13 protein-coding genes and 1 tRNA gene are annotated in these 18,181 nt (G+C 74.6%); 1 reads left to right on the forward strand and 13 read right to left on the reverse strand.

What is annotated here, in order from left to right; all coding sequences use genetic code 11:
- Positions 1 to 45: 45 nt before the first annotated feature.
- From WMF43_RS14020 to WMF43_RS14050, 7 genes are all read right to left on the reverse strand, one after another.
- On the reverse strand, positions 46 to 2,982 hold the full coding sequence (locus WMF43_RS14020; RefSeq protein WP_437680586.1) for a hypothetical protein: 2,937 nt from the start codon (positions 2,980 to 2,982) through the stop codon (positions 46 to 48).
- A gap of 413 nt (positions 2,983 to 3,395) precedes the next feature.
- Positions 3,396 to 3,947, reverse strand: coding sequence for a hypothetical protein (locus WMF43_RS14025; RefSeq protein WP_437680588.1), 552 nt, complete (start codon positions 3,945 to 3,947; stop codon positions 3,396 to 3,398).
- A gap of 128 nt (positions 3,948 to 4,075) precedes the next feature.
- The gene (locus WMF43_RS14030; protein WP_437680590.1) at positions 4,076 to 4,774 is read right to left on the reverse strand and encodes a hypothetical protein; all 699 of its coding nucleotides are present in this window, start codon (positions 4,772 to 4,774) and stop codon (positions 4,076 to 4,078) included.
- Between the two features lie 160 nt (positions 4,775 to 4,934).
- Complete coding sequence (locus tag WMF43_RS14035; protein WP_437680592.1) at positions 4,935 to 7,181, reverse strand: hypothetical protein; 2,247 nt, start codon at positions 7,179 to 7,181, stop codon at positions 4,935 to 4,937.
- 34 nt (positions 7,182 to 7,215) lie between these two features.
- Positions 7,216 to 8,061 (reverse strand): lipoyl(octanoyl) transferase LipB, encoded by an 846-nt coding sequence (gene lipB / locus WMF43_RS14040; protein WP_437680593.1) that lies wholly within the window; start codon positions 8,059 to 8,061, stop codon positions 7,216 to 7,218.
- A 2-nt stretch (positions 8,062 to 8,063) separates the two neighbouring features.
- The gene (locus tag WMF43_RS14045; protein ID WP_437680595.1) at positions 8,064 to 9,551 is read right to left on the reverse strand and encodes an HD domain-containing phosphohydrolase; all 1,488 of its coding nucleotides are present in this window, start codon (positions 9,549 to 9,551) and stop codon (positions 8,064 to 8,066) included.
- A 172-nt stretch (positions 9,552 to 9,723) separates the two neighbouring features.
- Positions 9,724 to 11,928, reverse strand: coding sequence for a pseudouridine synthase (locus WMF43_RS14050; protein WP_437680597.1), 2,205 nt, complete (start codon positions 11,926 to 11,928; stop codon positions 9,724 to 9,726).
- A gap of 412 nt (positions 11,929 to 12,340) precedes the next feature.
- Here WMF43_RS14050 and WMF43_RS14055 point away from each other — a divergent pair, with 412 nt between their 5' ends.
- Positions 12,341 to 13,945, forward strand: a complete 1,605-nt coding sequence (locus WMF43_RS14055) for a hypothetical protein (RefSeq protein WP_437680599.1) — start codon at positions 12,341 to 12,343, stop codon at positions 13,943 to 13,945.
- 51 nt (positions 13,946 to 13,996) lie between these two features.
- Here the strand turns inward: WMF43_RS14055 and cyaY are convergent, their stop codons facing one another.
- The 6 genes from cyaY to WMF43_RS14085 all read right to left on the reverse strand — a co-directional run bounded on the left by cyaY (position 13,997) and on the right by WMF43_RS14085 (position 18,079).
- Positions 13,997 to 14,335, reverse strand: a complete 339-nt coding sequence (gene cyaY, locus WMF43_RS14060) for an iron donor protein CyaY (protein WP_437680601.1) — start codon at positions 14,333 to 14,335, stop codon at positions 13,997 to 13,999.
- A 59-nt stretch (positions 14,336 to 14,394) separates the two neighbouring features.
- Entirely contained in the window at positions 14,395 to 14,676 is a 282-nt protein-coding gene (locus WMF43_RS14065; protein WP_437680603.1) for a hypothetical protein, read from the reverse strand.
- A 72-nt stretch (positions 14,677 to 14,748) separates the two neighbouring features.
- A tRNA-Arg gene (locus tag WMF43_RS14070) sits at positions 14,749 to 14,825 on the reverse strand.
- A gap of 108 nt (positions 14,826 to 14,933) precedes the next feature.
- On the reverse strand, positions 14,934 to 15,674 hold the full coding sequence (gene uppS, locus WMF43_RS14075) for a polyprenyl diphosphate synthase (RefSeq protein ID WP_437680604.1): 741 nt from the start codon (positions 15,672 to 15,674) through the stop codon (positions 14,934 to 14,936).
- Between the two features lie 320 nt (positions 15,675 to 15,994).
- A complete protein-coding gene (locus tag WMF43_RS14080; protein WP_437680606.1) occupies positions 15,995 to 17,371 on the reverse strand; it encodes an ATP-binding protein in 1,377 nt (458 codons plus the stop codon).
- Between the two features lie 6 nt (positions 17,372 to 17,377).
- On the reverse strand, positions 17,378 to 18,079 hold the full coding sequence (locus WMF43_RS14085) for a winged helix-turn-helix domain-containing protein (protein ID WP_437680608.1): 702 nt from the start codon (positions 18,077 to 18,079) through the stop codon (positions 17,378 to 17,380).
- Between the last annotated feature and the right edge of the window lie 102 nt (positions 18,080 to 18,181).

Genomic DNA, 18,181 nt, shown 5'->3' on the forward strand with positions numbered 1-18,181 from the left:
GATGAGGCGCGGCGCCGAAGGGCGTCGCCGCGCGCGGCGGTCAGCTCAATCGGTCTCGCCCGGGAGCTTCAGGCGGCCGAGGGCCGCCTCCGCCGTCGCGAGCTGCGCCGCGACCCGCCGCAGCGCCTCGGCCTCGTCGCCCTGGAGCGAGATGTTCGGGACGAGCGCGTTCAGCGCCCGGCGGTTGTACGCGAGCCCGAGCGGCGAGCCCTTCTCCAGGTTCATCGCCATCGACTCGGCCAGCACCGCCAGCGCCTCGCGGTGCATCCCCTTCGCGGAGAGCACCTCGGCGAGCGCCGCCGTCGAGCGGGCGAGGCCGATCAGGTCGCCGTGCGCCTGCTCCGCCTCGATCGCCGCGGTCAGGCGCTGCGTCGCGCGATCCAGGCGGCCCTTGCGGAGCTCCAGCCGGCCGATCGTCTCCCACACCCGGGCGAGCTCCCGCGCGTCGCCGATCTGCTTGTAGGTGCGCTCCGCGGCGAGCGCATGATCGATCCCCATCGAGAGCGCGTCGGACTCGCGCCCGGGCCGGGCCGGGACGTGGAGCGGGATCCGCGCGAAGAGGTGGTCCGTCTCGGCGAGCTCGGTCCGCGCCGCCGGGTCGATCCGCGCCCGCTCCTCGAAGATCCGGCGCGACTCGGTGAGGAGGTGCGTCGCCCGCACGGGGTCGCCCATGCGCACGTAGACGGCCGCCTGGTCGTTGAGCAGCCGGGCCGCGCCGATCGCGTCCCCCGCGTCGAGCAGCAGGCGGCTCGCCGCCGTGAGCTCCTCCAGCGCCCGCTCGAGCGAGCGCATGTCGCCGACGTCGTAACAGATGCTCGCGACGAGGGCGGCGACCTCGGCGTGCAGCTCCGGCGGGTCGCCCTGCACGAGGAGCGCGCGCGCGGCGTCGAGCACCTCGAGCGCGGCCGCGAGCGTGAACGCCGGATCCGGCCCGGCCGCCTGCCACTGCACCCGGGCGATGCCCGCGAGCGCGCCGATGCGGAGCCTCCGGCGCGCGGGCGTGGACGGCAGGCCGTCGAGCAACGAGAGCGCCTTCTGCCCGTACCTCAGCGCCTGGGCGTAGGCGCCGACCGCCGCCGCCTCCGCCGCGGCGATGCGGTAGCGCCGCGCCGCCTCTTCGAGCTCGCCCGCCTCGGTCAGGTGGGCCGCCGCGCGCGCCTCGTGCGCGCGGCGCCCGGCGCCGGACGCCGCCGCCGCCCCCGCGGCCTCGGCGCGCTCGGGCGGCGGCGGGGCCGGGTGCAGCGACACGCCGTGCGGCGCCGCGGCGCGCAGGGACTCCGCGGCGGTCCGCGCCGGGTCGACGGCGCGCGCGGCCGCGGAGTCCGCCGTCGCCGGCCACCCCAGCGGCGGGCGGGACGCGCCGGGGCTGCGTTCCGAGATCGTGGCGGGGATGCGCAGCGAGCTCCCGCGCACCGAGCGGATCGGCTCGTCGGTCGCGCCGCCGGCGGCCGCGGGCGCGAGGTCCGGAGGCACCCGCACCGGGCCCGGGATCGGCGCGTCGAGCGAGTCGGGCGGGTTGTCGAACACGACGGACTCGGGCGCGTCCGAGGCGTTGCGGCTCTCCGGGCTGCGGTGGAACAGCTCGGCATACGGCCACGGCAGGCTCCCGGTCGCGGCAGGCGCGATCGGCGTGGGCAGCTCCTGGGAGACGCGCGGCGGCCGGCTGCGCGTGGCGCTCACGTGCGCGCCGCCCGCGGGGACCATCGCCGGAGGGGGCCTCAGCGTCTCGGCCGCCCGAGGCACCCCCCCGGCGCGCGCCGCCGGCTGCCCGGGGTCGCCGCCCTTCTCCCGCTCGTCGGCTGCGGCCGCGCCGCCGGCCGCCGCGGCGGCCGGCGCCGGCAGCGGCATCCCCGCCGTGTTGCGCGGCGTGGCGATCGCGGGCACCGACGCCGACGAGGGGCCGGCCGAGATCGACGACGCCGTCCCGGATCGCGACAGCGCCGCCTTCGCCGCCGCGTCGTCGCTGCGCGGACCGCTCAGGCCCGCTCCGCTGATCACGTGCCGCTCGACCGGCGGCGACAGGACGCCCGCGGCCTGGGTCGGCGGCGCCGCGGCGGGGCCCCTCGCCTCGGCCGCCGCCGGCGACGCCGCGGCGCGCGGCTCGCGCGGGGCCGCCGCGTCCGACGCGAGCTGCTCCTCGCTGAGCAGCCCGGCGAGCCGCCGGTGCCACACGCGCGCGAGCGACGGGAGGATCGACCTCCGCAGCGCGTTCACGGTCTCCTGGGGGAGGTGGAAGCGCCCCTCGCCGCGATCCTCGACGGGGACGCCCGCGTCCGCGGCGCGCTGCAGCGCCTCGAGAACGTCGACCGCGTCGACGCGGAGGAGCGACGCGACGAGGTCGCTCTCGAACCCCGAGCCGACGATCGCGCCGGCCCGGAGCACCCGGAGCACCTCGCCGGGGAGATCGCGCAGCGACACCGGCGCGGGCGGCGCGACGCCGCTGGTCAACGTGGTGGTGCCGTCCGGGGGCCGGACGACCGCGTCCGGGCCGCCGGCCGCGCGCACGGCGGCGAGCAGCTCGCCGGCGGGGCCCGTGGGCGCGTGCAGACGGAAGGCGAGGACGAGCGTGACCCGGAGCGCCTCGGGGCGGGACAGCACCCGCCGCAGCACGTCGAGCGTGGCGTGATCGGCCGACTCGACGGCATCGAAGACGATGGCCCACTTGCGATCCGTGTGGCGCGCGAGGCGGTTGACGGCCTCGACGAAGTCGGCGTCCGCGATGAGCTCGTTCACGTCGCCGAGCAGCCGGCGCCTGAGCCCGGAGACGACGCGGCTGCGCGCCTGATCGAGCAGCGGCGGCGCCCCGCCGACGAGCCGCTCGATCTTCGCCTGCGCCTCGTGCAGCGGCCCCATGGTCGCCTCGGGCACATCGCAGCGCACGCGCAGGACCCGCAGCCCGAGCTGGGACGGGGGCTCCCCGGGGACGATGTCGAGCAGGGCCGTGTGCCGGCCCTCAGAAACGCGCTGCCAAAGCTGTTCCACGGTCCACTCCTTCGATCGGCTCCGCTCGGAGGCTTTGCAAGACGGCGCCCGCTCCTTCTTAAACGCTTCCCGCGCCCGACGTCACGGGAATGACGGCGGTCTTTCGTGGGAAGCGTGCTGGATCTGCGCCGCGGCGAATCGGCTGCGTCTCGCGGACAAGCGGCAGCGTCCCGCGGCGCGGCGGCGCGCTCACGGCCGCCGGGTGAACCTGTAGATCTCGCCGTCCTGCGAGAGCAGGTAGAGCTCGCCGCGCGCGTCCTCGCCGAAGGAGGTCAGCCGCGAGAGGACGTTCCCGGGGTCGACGTCGACCTCCTCGTAGCGGTCCTAGCCGACGTCGCCGATGTGCAGGTCGCCCGTCTTGCGGTCGAAGCGCGCGATCCGGCGAGCGGCCGCCGCGCGCCGCGCGCCCTGCGCTAGTAGCCCCAGAGGAACTCCGCGCGGACGAACGCCGTGAGGTAGCTGCCCGGGCCCTCGCCCTCGCCGGGGAGGAGCAGCGTGTACTTGCCCGCGAAGCCGGCGGCGAAATCGCGGCTGAAGGCGTAGTCGATGCCGAACGGGACGGAGATCCCGAACTGGGGGTTGTGGCAGTCCGGCTGGCCGTACGCGCCGCAGGGCGCGAGGCGCACGCCGTCGTACGCGCCGGTCATGAGGCCGACGTACGGGACCCACTGCAGGATGTCGATCACGTACGCGGCGCCCGCCGAGGCGCCGAGGAACATGAAATCGCCTCCCGGGTGGGACGCGGTGTTGAGCTCGAGGAGCGCGTTGAAGGCGTCCGTGAGCCCGTAGGACAGGTGCAGGCTGCCGCCGATCCCCGGGTACGTGCCGCTGTCCGCGAGCATGGCGTATCCGATGCTGGCGCCGGCGTGCCATTGCCGTTCAAAGGCGTCGGCCCGCGAGGGGGCGAGGAGCGCGGCGAGCGCGAGCGCGGCGGCGGTCAGCAGGGCGGCAGAGGTGCGTCTCATGGGTCGGTCGCGGCGAGCAGCCCGGAGCACCCCGCGCAGCAGAAGGGCGCTCGAGCGGGGAGGGCGCGCGCCGGGCGCTCGGCGTGCGCGCGCGCGGCGCGAGGCTAGCACGCGCGCCGCGGGACGCCTCAGCGGAGCTGCTGGCGGCGCGGGGAAGCGCGGGACACCCCCACGTCCTCGTCCTCGAACTCCTCGCCGATCCTCGCCGCGGCCGGGTCGGCCGCGCCGTCGCGCGCGTCGATGCGGAGCGAGGGCTGAGGGAAACGGACGCCGGTCTGCCCCGAGATCGCGGGGAACGTGTAGAGGATCTCGCCGCGGTCGCCGATCTCGACGCCCACCTCGTCGGGGCGCTCCTTGGCGAGCTCCGTCAGCAACGCGTCCGCCTCCTCCGTCGGCAGATCGAGCGCGGCGCCGACCTCCTGGGCCGTGAGCGGGCGGCGGCGGTGCGACGCGATCGAGAAGATCGCCTGGGTCTGCGCGCTGCGCGAGGCCTTCACCCCGGAGCGGGCGAGCTTGCGCCCGCTGACCAGGAGGAGCACGCCGAGCGTGACGGCGAGGAACCCGATCGGCAGGCCGATGGCGAGGCCGGCGATCGAGCCGGGGAACAGCCCGGCCGCGAGCAGCCCGAGGAGCAGCGCCAGCGCCGTGCCGCCGAGGAGGACGAGCCACCCGAGCACGCCGGCGACCGCCCCGCCCACCCTGGACGGCTTCCCCGCCAGGCTGACCGACTTGCCTGCGAACGGCAGGCGCTCGCGGCCGCAGGCGGTGCAGTACGCGGCGAGACCGCGGTGAATGACAGGAGCGTTCTTTCCGCAATGAGGGCACATGGGGGGTCTCCCGCGAGCCGAGCCTCGCGAGCTAGGCCGTAACGTAGGACCGAGCGCCGCGACCGCCAGCTGTCGGCGAGGCGCTTTCCAGATTCGTCGGCGTGGGGGTGAAAAGCGCTTGCACGAGCGTCCGTCCGGGGTGCGCGGGCAGGGGCGCGCTTCAGATGCCGAGATACCACGCGATCTCGGCCCGGGTCGGGTCGGAGGCCACGGCGCGCAGGGCCTCGTAACGGCGCTGCCACGCGGCCGCGCTCTCGGCGTCGCCGCGCCATCGCGCCGCCTCGGCCCGGGCGAAGGTGGTGTGCCGGAGCGAGAAGCGCATGGCGTCGAGCGCGAGGAAGGCGTCGAGCCACACCTCGGCGTCGCCGTCGCCGCCGAGCAGCTGGGCCGCGAGCGCGGCGTAAGGGACGAGCGCGCGCGGGGCGTCGCCGCGCCGGCGGAGGGCGGCGTAGCGGAGGGCGCGGCGCTCCGCGGGCGGCGCGTCGCGCGCGGCGCTCCACGCGGCGAGCGCGCGCGCGAGCGCAGGCTGGTCGTCGCGCGCCCACGGCGCGTCGGGGCGCGCGAAGCCGACCCACGGGAAGGCGGCGGAGAGATCGGCAGGGAGCTGCGCGGGCGGGCTGCCCTGCCGGAGCGGCGAGGCGCCCGGAGGGCGGGCGAGGGCGAGGCGGGTCCAGCGCGCGCGGGCGTCGAGCGCGGCGAGGCCGTCGGGCGCGCCGGGCGCCTCGCCGGGGCGGCGGCTCGAGGCCGCGCGCGCGGCCTCCTCGTCGGCGAGCACGGCCGCGCGGGCGGCATCGAGCCCGCGCCCCTGCGAGGCGAGGAGCTCGGCGCGCTGGAGGAGCACGGCCGCGCGCAGCGCCGGCGGCGCCGCCGCGAGGTCGACGCGCTCCACGATCTCGAGCGCGCGGTCGCGATCCCCGGCGACGGCCCACGCGCTCGAGCGCGCGAGCGCGCGGGCCGCCTCCGGCGCGAGCGCCGGGGCGAGCGCCCCGGCGTGATCCAGCGCGTCGATCGCCCGCGGCGCGTCGCCCTCGAGGGCGAGCGCGCGGGCCGCGTTCAGGGCGAGCGCCGCCGCGGCGGCGCGCAGCGCGTCGCCCTCCGCCGGCGAGAGCAGCGGGCTGTCCGCGAGCGCGACGGCGCGCGCCGCGGCGCGCGCGCGCAGGGCGCCGGAGACCACGGGCCTCTCGAGGCCGCGCGCCGGGAGCCAGTCGGCGGCGAGCGGCGAGCCCACCCACAGCGCCGGCTCGGCGCCGTGCGCCGAGGGGCCTTCTCCCGCCAGAGGCGCAAGATCGCCCACCTCGGGCTCCGGCCGCGCGAGCGCGGCGGCCGCCGCCGCGTCGAGCCGATCGTCCTCCGCCAGCACGACGGCGAGCAGGTCCACGCGGGCTCGCGGATCGAGCGCGACCCCGGAGCCGAGCAGGTCCCGGAGCGCCCGCACGGCGCGCTGCTTCGCCTCGGCGGCGCCCTCGCCGCCGGCGGCGGCGAGGCGGACGCGCTGCGCGGCCCGCGCCTCGACGGCGCTGGCCGCGCCCGCCTCGGGGTTTTGCGGCATCGGCGGCGGCTCGACGCCCGCCCGGGCAGCGCAGGCGTCGATGACGGCGCGGACGTCGCCCCAGTCGCGCGCCATGCCCGCGTGGCGCTTCGACGCGCGGCTCTCCTCGATCAGCGAGAGCAGCCCGACGCCGCGCTTCGCCTCCGCGGCCGTGCCCAGGCAGAGGACCGCGCTCACCGTGGTGCGCAGGTCCTCGTCGCGCGGGTCCATGCCCGCGTAGCTGCCCGCGATCTCCAGCGCGCGCTCGAGATCGCCGTCCAGGAGGGCCGCGCGCAGGGTGTGCACGCGCACGTGCCAGTCGGGCCAGCGATCCGGCTGATCGAGGAGCGTGCGGCGATCGCCGAGCCTCACCGCCTCGCGCCCGAGGCTCGGCGCGCCGCGCGCGGGGCCGAGCTCCTCGAACGTGATGCGCTGGGAGCCGGCGGCCACCACGGAGCGAGCCGTCTCCACGCCGACGGTCGCGCGGGCGAGGGCCGCGCGGTCCGGGCGGCCCACGGCGGCGTCGACATACTCGGCGACCGCGGTGCGAACGCCGAGCTCCTCGGAGAGCCTGCTCGCCGCCTCGTAGGTCCACGACAGGCGCGACGGCGCCGCGAACCAGCGGATCTCGGGCCGGCAGTCGGGCAGCGCGGGGCCGCGCGGCGCCTCGATCGACGCGAGGCACGCGGCGGCGCGGCGCGCGCCCGCGCGGACCGCCGTGACCGGGCCGAGCAGGGCGATCGCGATCGACGCCGCGCCCGCCGCGGCGAGCGCCGCGACGGCAGGGCGCCGCCAGGGCGGCCGCGCCGTCGCGCCGCCCTCTCGGGGGCCGGCGCTCCCATCGTCCTTCCGGGGGCCTCTCACGGGCTGCTCGCGCACGCGGCCGCTCTTAGCGCACGCGGCGCGCCGGACGCTAGGGCGCGCTCCGGTCCTCGCTGGCGGCCGCAGGGGCGAGCAGCGCGCCCGCGAGGTCGGAGGCCGCCGACAGGTCCTCCACGCGGGCGATCTCGAGATCGAGCCCGCGGGCGAGCTGCGGGGCGCTGGCGAGCGCGATCTCGGCGACCGTGTGCGTCTTTCCGGTCAGCTCCTCCAGCGACGTCACCCCGTGCTCGCGGATGCCGCAGGGCACGATGAAGTTGAAGGCCCGGAGATCCACCGCGACGTTGAACGCGAAGCCGTGCATGGTGAGCCAGCGCGACAGGCGCACGCCGATGGCGCCGAGCTTCGCCATGTCCCGCGCCCACGCGGAGCCGGCCCACTCCCCCGGGGCCGCGCGATCGGCCCACACGCCGATCATCCCCTCGACCACGCCGCCCTCGACGTGGCGCTCGCGCGCGAGCAGGATCATCACCTCCGCGAGCGACCGCACGTACTTGCGCACGTCGCACCGGTCCGGCCGGAGGTCGAGCAGCGGGTAACACACGAGCTGGCCCGGGCCGTGGTAGGTGACGTCCCCCCCGCGGCCGGTCGCGACGAGGTCGATGTCGCGCTCGTTGAGCGCGCGGGCGTCGAGCAGCACGTTCTCGGGGTTCGCCCGCGGGCCGAGCGTGATCACCGGATCGTGCTCGAGCAGCAGGATCGTGTCGCCGATCCGCCCCTGCGCGCGCGCCTCGACGAGCTGCTTCTGCAGATCGTGGATGGGGGCGTAGCGGCGCCGGCCGATCCACACGGCGCGCGCGCGCCGCGGCTCGGGTGTCCGGCTCGCGACGCCGGGGTCCCTCGTGGGCTCGAGGAGATCGCGGAGCGACGGAGGGGCCATGGCTACTCGGGCACCTCCTCGCCGCGCTCCCGCCGCTCGTCGCGGTACGCCTCGATGTGCGTGGTGAAGCTCGCCGCGACCTCGGGATCGAACTGGGAGCCGGAGCACCGCTCGATCTCGGCCACCGCGACCTCGTGCGGGAGCGCCCGGCGGTACGAGCGGTCGCTCGTCATGGCGTCGTACGTGTCGGCCACGGAGATGATGCGCGCGATGATCGGGATCTCGTTGCCCCGCATCCGGAGCGGGTAGCCGCGCCCGTCCCAGCGCTCGTGGTGCAGGTGCACGCCGGGGATGAGCGGGTGCAGGAACTTGATCGGGTCGAGGATGTCGCGCCCGTAGACCGGGTGGCGCTTGAACACCTCGTACTCGTCGCCCGTGAGCTTGCCCGGCTTGTTCAGGTTGAGCACACACCCGATCTTGCCGATGTCGTGCATGAGCGCGCTCTGCCGGACGGTCTCGATCTCGGCCGGGCCGAGGCCGAGCCGCCGCGCGAGCATCACCGCGTAGAGGGCGACCCGATCCGAGTGGCCCGCGGTGTAGCGATCCATCTTGTCGATCGCCTTCGCGAGCCCCTCGATGGTCTGCTGGAACGTCGCCTGGAGGTCCTGGTACAGGCGCGCGTTCTCGATCGCCGCCGCCGCGCGCGAGCCGATGATGCTGAGCAGCTTGCGCTGCCCCTCGTCGAAGCGCTTCGTCCGCGTGAACGACGCGACGGCGACGAAGCCCATCAGCCGCTTCTGGATCCGGAGCGGCACGGCGACGAGCGAGGAGAGCGGCAGCGCCGGCTCCCGCTGGAAGAACCGGAGGCCCTTCGCGCCCTGCTCGAGGAGCAGCGCCTCGGGGCGGAAGTGCTCGAGCACGAGCGCCGGATCGAGCCGGCCGAGATCGGCGTCCGCGGGCACGGACGCGCCGCGCAGGTGCTGCCGCTCGAAGAAGCTCCCCTCGCCGTCGTCGAGCCACGTCGAGACGAGATCGCCGTGCACCTCGTGGAGGCAGCTGTCCGCGACGGTCTCCAGCACCTGGTCGAGCGAGAGGCTCGCGGCGATGGCCTCGCTCACCTTGTAGAGCGACACCGCCTCGCGCAGCCGGATGTTCTCCGCGGCCATCCGCTGCTTCTCGATCCCGCGCTGGACGACGTGCACCACCTCGTCCAGCTTGAACGGCTTGAGGACATAGTCGTACGCGCCGCGCTTCATCGCGTCGATCGCGGTCTCGACGGTGCCGAAGCCCGTCATGATGACGGTGAGCGCGTTCGGCGCCGCCTTGCCGATCTCGTCCAGCAGCGCGATGCCGCCCATCCGCGGCATCTTGAGATCGCTGATCACGAGGTCGTAATGCCCCTTCGTGAGCTCGCTCAGCGCGCTGGTGCCGTCCTCCGCCGTGCGGACGTAGTAGCCCTCCATGCCCAGGAAGTCGGCGAGCATGTCGCGGATCACCTTCTCGTCGTCCACGACGAGGATGCGAGGGCGGTCTTCTGAAAGCGTGGACATGCGGCCGGCAAGCCTACCAGATCCGCCGGTTGCTCATCGTTCCAAGGTGGGGCCAGGTCGGGCACCCGGCCGGGCTCACACCCGGATGGCGCCGGGCTGGCGCATCGGCTGCGGCCGCGTCCGGCATCTGGGTCCGGCCGCCCCGCTCGTGACGCGGGGCGGCGCGGGCCGCTCAGTCCTCGTCGCCGGTGGAGATGATGGGGTGCCGGATGGTGCGGGGCGACTCGTCGAGATCCGGGACGCGGATCGAGATCGGCCCGGGGCTGCGGATCGAGGGCGGCGGCGCCGACTCGTCGTCGCCGCGCAGCGGGATCATCCTGCTGCTCGGCGCCGGCTCGTCCGCGGCCGTCGTCAGCACGGCCACCGCGCGCTGCTCGCCGAGGGCGTGCTTCTGCTCGAGGAAGCGCAGCACCGACGGGCCGGTCGAGCGCTCGAGCGCCGACCGCAGATCGCCGGGCAGCGTCGACTCGATGATCATCTTCACCCCGGTGCGGGGGTGCTCGATCTCGATGCGGACGAGGTGCACGAACGAGCGGTCGAGCCCGTGCTTCTCCTCGAAGTAGCGGTTCGTCGGGACGTGGCCGTACCGCTCGTCGCCGAGGATCGGGTGGCCGATCGCCGCGAGGTGCCGGCGGATCTGGTGGGTGCGCCCCCCGTCGGGGATCACGCGGAGGATCGAGTGGCCCGAGGCGACCGCGAGGCGGCGGTACCGCGTGCGCGCCGTGTAGGTGCGCGTCCCCTCGCGGAGGTCGCGGGTGATCGCGCCCTTGCCCGGCGTCACGCCCTTGGCCGCGGCCAGGTAGATGAGGCGCCCCGTCTTCGTGAGCGCCTCGCCCCAGCGCGCGGCGGCCTCCTCGTTCCGCGCGAGCATCACGAGGCCGCTCGTGCCCGGATCGAGGGCGTGCACGATGACCGGCGTCGCGCTCACGCCCGGGATGCGGGCGCAGCGCGCGAGCAGCGAGCCGAGGTACTCCGGCTGCGAGGCCACCGGCTCGTGCGGGCCCTTCTCGACGACCAGCACGCCGTCGTCGTCGTAGATGACCTTGGGCGCGGGCGGCGGCGTCCGGCGCAGGGCGGCGATCGTCTCGATCTCCTCCGTGAGCGGGATCATGTCGAGCGGCGTGAGCTCCGTCGACGAGTACCCGAGCCGGCAGAAGTGGTCGAGGTCGCGCGCGAGCGTGTCGGGATCACACGAGACGTAGACGAGGAGCGGCGCGCCGAGCCGCGCGATCGCCTCGCGCGCCGTCGGAGAGACGCCGCGGCGCGGCGGGTTCACCACGATGCCGTCGAACTTCTCCGAGCTGTTCACGAGGGAGCCGACGATCTCGGAGACGTCGCCGGTGCGCACCTCGACGCGCTGGCTCAGCCCCTGGGCCTCCGCCGCCGCGCGCGCGTTCGCCGCCGCCGGCGCGAACGACTCGACCATCACGACCCGGTTGCCCCCCTGCGCCAGGGCGAGCGAGATCGCGCCCGAGCCGCCGTAGAGGTCGAGGATGCGCGGCGGCTCCTTGCGCCGGGAGGCCGGGCCCATGGCCGCCTCGCCCTCGATCACCGGGCCGTCGTTCTCCAGCGACGCGATCTCGCGGAGCAGGAGGGCGTGCACGCGCGCGGCCTGCGTCCTGTGCGCCTGCACGAACGAGCCGAACGTCGCGACGTGGTAGGTCTGCCCGATCCGGTCCTCGGCGTGCGCGACGCCGTCGAGCAAGATCGTCTCGGGGCCCAGGATCTGCGGCGCCTCGGCGTCGTGGAAGTTGGCCGCGACGCCGATGACGCGGGGGAGCATCGGGCGGATGGCGCGGCCGGCCTCGCGCAGCTCGTCGCGCGTGCAGGCGCGCTCGCGCTGCAGCACGAACGTGATCAGCACGAACGCCGGGTTGTCCTCGGTCGCGCCCATCTCCGCGAAGAGCGGCGTGCCGGGCGCGAGGTGGATCTCGCGCAGATCGAGGGCGCGGAGCACGCCGCCCCGCGCCGGATCGTACGGCAGGAGCAGCGGCTTGACCTCCGGGGGCGGCGACGCGATCAGCGCGCGCAGCGCCGAGGTAACCGCCGCGAGCGCCGGGGCGAGCACCCGGCAGCCCGGGATGTCGACGACCTCGTGGTGCCCCGTGCGCCCGTACAGCCCGATCGCGCCGGAAGGGGCGACGATGAGCTTCGCGCGGCCGCGATAGCCGGTGATCGGATCGGCCGGGATGACCGGGCTCGTTTGGAGCAGCTCGAGCGACGGGTAGTGCGCCGCCGCGGACACCACCCGCGCGCGCTTCGTGCTGAGCTGCTCCGCGTAATCTCCTGCGATGAGAGGACAGCCCGCGCACTCGACCGAGTGCGTGCACTCGATCAACGTGTTCGGGATCTCGCCTGCCTTCAGTGTGCGCCGCACGGGCCCGGACAAAACGCCGCCACCCGATCCTTCGAGGCTGGAGCTCTCCCCCAGCCCGTGCGGTCCTTCGATACCTGCGCCGGAAGCCATTCCGGGGGAGCTTACAGGGGCTCTCGTCCAGCGTCGAAGGTGTAAAGAGGAGCCCCGCGAGCTTTTCGCCCACCGCGGTCCCGCGCTGGCGCGGATCGGATCCCGGCGCGAACGCATCGATCACGGGCGATCTGCCCGGACAGCGGCCGTCCATGAGCTGCTGGCTCCGTCGCGCCGGCTGCCGGGCGGAGCTGGCGCCAATGTGGGTGACGTGTCGGGCTGCTGGTGATGGAGCGTCCGGTCGCGACGTTCGCGACATCAGCGACCGTGGCGGTGCGTCCGGGGCTCGCCGTACGAGAGGAGGTGGTAGACTGAACGCCTCTTGCGTCTTCCGATCGCCTCTTTCTTCGGGATCCTCGTTGTGCTGCTCGCCTATCCGGCGCTCGCCGGGCCGGGCGACAAGGAGGCAAACCAGGGCATCAACGCGGCCAAGGGCGGATTCTGCAAGAGGGCCATCCCGCTCCTCGAGTCCGCGGAGGAGCAGCGGCACCGCCCGAGCTCCGCGGTCCCGCTCGCGGACTGCTACGCGAAGCAGGGCGAGCTGCTGAAGGCCGCCGAGATCTATCAGACGGTCGCAAACGAGAAGAAGGAGCCGGGGTACACCGCGCGGGATGTCGTCGCCATCACATCGGCGAAGAAGAAGGCGGCCGCCCTCGACGCGCGCATCCCAACGCTCGTCGTCGCGCCGGCGGAGCCGTACGAAGGGCTCGAGGTCGAGGTCAACGGGGAGGTGATCAGCGATCCCTCGACGCCGCACCGGTTCGACCCGGGCGTGCCGCTGGTCGTCGTCGCCAGGGCCGAAGGGTACGAGGAGTCGTCGCAGAAGGTCGTGCTGAAGGACAAGCAGCGGCGCGAGCTCAAGCTGCGCCTCAAGCCGAAGCCCGGCGCGAAGCCGCCGGCGGAGAAGAAGCCGGTCGAGACGAAGCCGCCGGCAGAGAAGAAGCCCCCGGTCGAGAAGAAGCCGGTCGAGAAGAAGCCGGTCGAGAAGAAGCCGGTCGAGAAGAAGCCGGTCGAGAAGAAGCCGGTCGAGAAGAAGCCGGTCGAGAAGAAGCCGGTCGAGAAGAAACCGCCGGCGGAGAAGAAGCCGGTCGAGAAGAAGCCGGCCGCGGAAAAGAAGCCGCCGAGCGGTCCGGACAAATCGGCCGAGGCCAAGCCGCGCCCCGGCGACCAGCCGCTGGTCGAGCCGACGAAGCCCGAGCCGCTGGCGCCCGTGCGGCGCAACGTGTGGCTCGGCGCCGGCTTCCAGGGCTTCTTCATCCCCACGCTCGCGTTCAACCTCTTCGGAGAAGGAGGGCGGAACGTCCTCGTCCCCGGCGGAGACGTGTCGTTGACCGCGAAGATCGGGCGGCTCGATCTCGTCTTCTCGATCGCTTACGCGCGCTTCAAGATGGACGACACGCCCTTCAAGCCGAACGGGCACCCCGACACCGACTACGAGATCATCGCGAGTGATCTCCAGACGCTCCAGGCGAGCGCCAGGTTCCTCTGGAACATTCCGCTCGACCGGAACGAGCTGTTCTCCTTCCGCCTGGGCGCGGGGGTCGGCGCAGGCTGGACGTTCCTCGGCGACCTCTACCGGACCCAGGCCTACCCGGGGAACGCCTTCCCGGGCGACCCGAGCACCTTCGTGCCGGGGGACCCGTACGGCTACGTGAAGTGCCGCGGACCGAACAACCCGGAGGGGAGCTTCCGGTACTGCAATCAGCTCGACTACGACGCCGATCACTACCCCGGCTACGTCGAGCCGAGCTGGTTCACCCGCCCGCGGGGCCGGCCGCAGGGCCTGAAGCCGGTCGTTTACCCGTGGCTGGTGTTGCCCGAGGTCGGCCTCACGTTCCGCCCGGGGAGCCGCGTCGCCTTCGACCTCCGGGTCGGCGCCTCGGTGACGGGCCTGCTCGGGGGGCTCGGCCTGCGGTTCGCCCTCTGACCGGACCTCCGGCGGAGCCGCCCGCGGGCGCGCGACGCCGGCGCTCGGGGCTCAGCGGCCGAGCTTCACAGGGCGCCCGAGCTTCCGCGACAGGACCGATTCCAGCGCGCTCCAGAGCTCATCGCCGCTCTTCTGCGCCACCCAGCGGCCCTCGGACGGACGGTAATCGAAGTGCCACGCGGCCCGCTCGGCGGCCATCCAGATCTGCCGCGCCGCGCGGTGGCTGTTGACGACGTACTTGGTGCCGTCCTCGAACTCCAGGGTGAGGATGCCGCTCTCGAGGTCGGCCTCCACGCCCTCGGAGATCTCGTTGATCTGCCGATCCAGCGCGCGCAGCGCCCGGTCGGCCACGGCGTCGAAATCTTGCTCCGTCAGGGGCTCTCCGCTCATGCTGTTCCGCTTACACCGGCGCGCTTCCCGGCGGTATGGGGTAGGTCGCGCCGCGGCGGTCAGTACCCCGGCCAGGGATCGGCCGGCTTCGGGGGCGGCGGGGCCGGCCGCTTGAAGCACATCACGCCGGCGTCGAGCGCCACGAGCTCCCAGCCGCTCTCGCCGCGGGCCTTGGCGAGGGCGCGCGCCTCGTCGACGCCGTGCGCCTGCTCGCAGTCCTGCTCCCACCGACGCGCGTCGACGCCCGGCGCGGCCACCTGGGCGCGCCCCCGTCCCGTCACGAGCGCGAGCGCCGCGCCCAGCACCAGACCGCCCAGCACGAGCACGACCCGCTTCTCCATCGACGACGCCTCGCGATCATGGTGGGCCGCCGTGGGGCAGACCGTCAAGCGACCCGCGCGGCACGCGGAGGATGGCACGCCCGGCAGGATTCGAACCTGCGACCCGCGGCTTAGAAGGCCGCTGCTCTATCCAGCTGAGCTACGGGCGCGTGCAGGACCAGCACGTCCTCTCGTACTGCATCGCGGCCCCGGGATCGAGCGCCACGATCGCGCCGCGTCGCGCCGTCTCCGGCCGCGGGCGCCGGCGGGCGCGCCGCTCAGCTCGACGCGGCCATCCGGCGGACCTGCTCGCCGGTCCGGCCGTAGCGGCGCTGGCGCCGGGCGTACGTCGCGAGGGCCTCGTCGAAGGTCGCCTCGGTGAAGTCCGGCCACAGCGTGTCGGTGAAGAAGAGCTCCGCGTACGCGGCCTCGAAGAGCAGGAAGTCGCTGAGGCGCTTCTCGCCGCCGGTGCGGATGATGAGATCCGGATCCGGCATCGCGCTCGTCGTGAGGAAGTTCCGGAGCGACTTCTCGTTGATCTCCTCCGGGATGACGAGCCCGGCCCGCGCGCGGACCGCGAGCGCGCGCATCGCGTTCGCCATGTCGCGCCGGCCGCCGTAGCTCAGCGCGAGCGCCAGGGTCATCTCGGTGCCCCCCGAGGTGTCCTCCACGAGCTTCTCCATCGCGCGCCGGGTCGGCGTCGGGATGTCCTCGAGGTCGCCGACGATCTGCACCGCGATGCCGCGCCGGATGAGCTCATCGTGCTCCCCCTCGGCGAACTCCTGGCAGATGCGCATCAGCGCTTCGATCTCATCCTTCGGGCGCGACCAGTTCGCGACGCTGAACGCGTACAGCGTGAGGTACGGGATGCCGCGATCGCGGCACGCGCGCACCGAGAGGCGCACGGCCTGCGCGCCGTGCTGGTGCCCCTGCATGCGGGGGAGGCCGCGCGCCGCTGCCCAGCGGCCATTGCCATCGAGGATGATCGCGACGTGCTTCGGAAGATTGCTGGACGTCATGGGGGAGTTCCTGGGTGAGGGCCACCGCACTGTGCGCCGGAGATGAGCCCGGCAGGAGGCCTCACCGTGATGCGATTGTGGAGGTTCTGTGGAGGATGGCGCGGGATAGCTCAAGGGCTGATGCGCCGCAGCGTTCCCTCGCCCGATCCTCGGACCGTACCGCCCGACCGCCGCGAGGCTTCATGGATCATTTTCCCGCGCGGTGGAACTGCGGAAACGCTCCGGAAACGCGCTCGAGCGTGAGCGTGAGCGTGAGCCGAGCGTGAGCGTGGACAGCGGGCGGTCCCCCCTCGGGGCGGGGAGCTCTTGGCGCCGCCGCGTCAGGCGCCCGGCAGCGAGATCCTGAACTCCACCTCGGGGGGGCCGCGGCGCGTGCACTCGGCCGAGCCGCTGTGCGCCTCGGCGATCGCCTTGACGATCGCGAGGCCGAGCCCGGTGCCGCCGCGATCGGCGCGGGTCGTGACGAAGCGGCGGAAGAGGCGGCCGGCGACGTGCCGGCCGATCTGGCCGCGGTTGCGGATCGCGATCGAGACCTGCCCGCCCTGGCGGGACAGCGCGATCTGGATGGGGGCGGCGGCGTCGCCGTGGGTGCGCGCGTTGTCGAGCAGGTTGTCGAGCGCGCGCGACAGCCACTGCTCGTCGCCGCGCACCGCCGCCGACGCGGCGGCGTCGACCTCGACGCGGGCGCCGCGCTCGCGCGCCCTCGCCGCGGCGGCCTGCGCGATCGCGGCGAGGTCGACGACCGCGGCCTGCTCCACGCCGCGCGCCTCGAGGCGCGCGAGCGACAGGAGCTCCCCGAGGAGCGCCTCGATCCGCGTGATCGCCTCGCGGATGCGCGCGACGAACCGGATCGCCTCCTCGGGGTCGTCGAGCGCGCCCTCGGAGAGCACCTCGGCGCTCGCGCGGATGGCGGCGACCGGGTTCTTGAGCTCGTGCGAGAGATCCGCGGCGAAGGTCTCGACGAAGGGGCGGCCCTCGAGCTGCCGCCGCATCGAGTCGATGGCGCGCGTCAGCCGCTGGACCTCGCGGCCGTGGGCCGGCGACGGCGCGGCGCGCACCTCCCCCTCGCTCACGCGCACCGCGTACTCGGTGAGCGCCTCGATCGGCGTCGCGATCGCGCGGCCGATGAGCAGCGACGAGAGCGCCGCGGCGGCGCCGAGCACGGTGCTGATCACGAGGATGGGCGGGGCGAAGTCGGCGACCATGCGCTGGACCACGATGGTCGGCTTCACGACCTGCACGCTGCCGACGCGCCGGCCGCGGACCTCGATCGGCGCGGTGACGAAGACGGTCCCGGGCTCGCCGGGCGAGGCGCCGCGCGCCCGGAGCACGCGGCCCTCGGGGTCGAGCAGCGCGACGTTCTGCGAGGTGGGGCCCTGGCCCTCGCCGTCGAGGGCGCGCACGGCCGCGAGGTCGACGCCGCGGACCTCCATCTCCATCGCCGCGACGGCGGCGAACGCGGCGGCCTCGTCGCGGGCGCTCCCCTCGGCGAGCTGCGTCGCGCGCGCCTCGATGCGATCGATGACGAGCAGCCCGAGGCCGAGCGCGAACGCGCCGACGATGCCGCCGAGCGCGATGAAGATCTGCATCCGGATGCTCATCCCGGCGGTGCGGGCGCGCACGAGGCGCGAGGCGAACAGCGCGACGAGCAGGATGATCGCGATCGACGCCGCCGCGGTGACGACGAGGCGCAGCATGGCCCCTCAGTCGCCGCCTTCCGCGGAGCTCGGCCGGTCCGTGACGCGGTAGCCGACGCCGCGCACGGTCTCGATGAGGTCCGCGTCGCCGCCGGCCTCGACGACCTTCTTCCGGAGCCCCTTCACGTGGGAGTCGATCGTCCGGTCGGTGATCGCGAACCCGTCGCCCCAGACGCGGTCGATGAGCTGCGCGCGCGTGAAGACCCTGCCGGGCGCCGCGAGCATGCAGGCGAGCAGGTCGAACTCGACGCGGGTGAGGTCGACCTTCTGGCCGTTCACGTGGGCGCGCCGCGTGGCCTCGTCGACCATGAGCGGCAGCGGCGCGGCCGGGGCCGTGGACGGCGAGGTCGGCGCGGCGCGGCGCAGGACGGCGCGCACCCGCGCCACGATCTCGCGCGGCGAGAACGGCTTGGTCACGTAGTCGTCGGCGCCGGTCTCGAGCGCGGCGACGCGGTCCGCCTCGCTGTCGCGGCTCGACAGGACGATGATCGCGGCGCGCGCGGCGCTCCGCCGCACCTGCCCGATGAGATCGAAGCCGCTGCCGTCGGGGAGCATCAGGTCGAGGATGATGAGGTCCGCCTTGTCGATCTCCCGCTCGGCGCTCGCGAGCGTGGTGGCGACGGTGGTCGCGAACCCGTCGCGCCGCAGGAAATAGGCGATGGACTCGGCGATCGCCGGCTCATCCTCGACGACCAGAACCTTGGCCATGATCGGGGAGCCTAGAACGACGGGGCGGGGGCGTCGACAGGCGGGCGGCCGGCGGGCCGGAGGAGCCGGCTCCGCCGCCGGCTTGCTGTGCCGCTGCCGCGC

The sequence above is a fragment of the Sorangium sp. So ce131 genome (assembly GCF_051519095.1).
Lineage (GTDB): Bacteria > Myxococcota_A > Polyangia > Polyangiales > Polyangiaceae > Sorangium.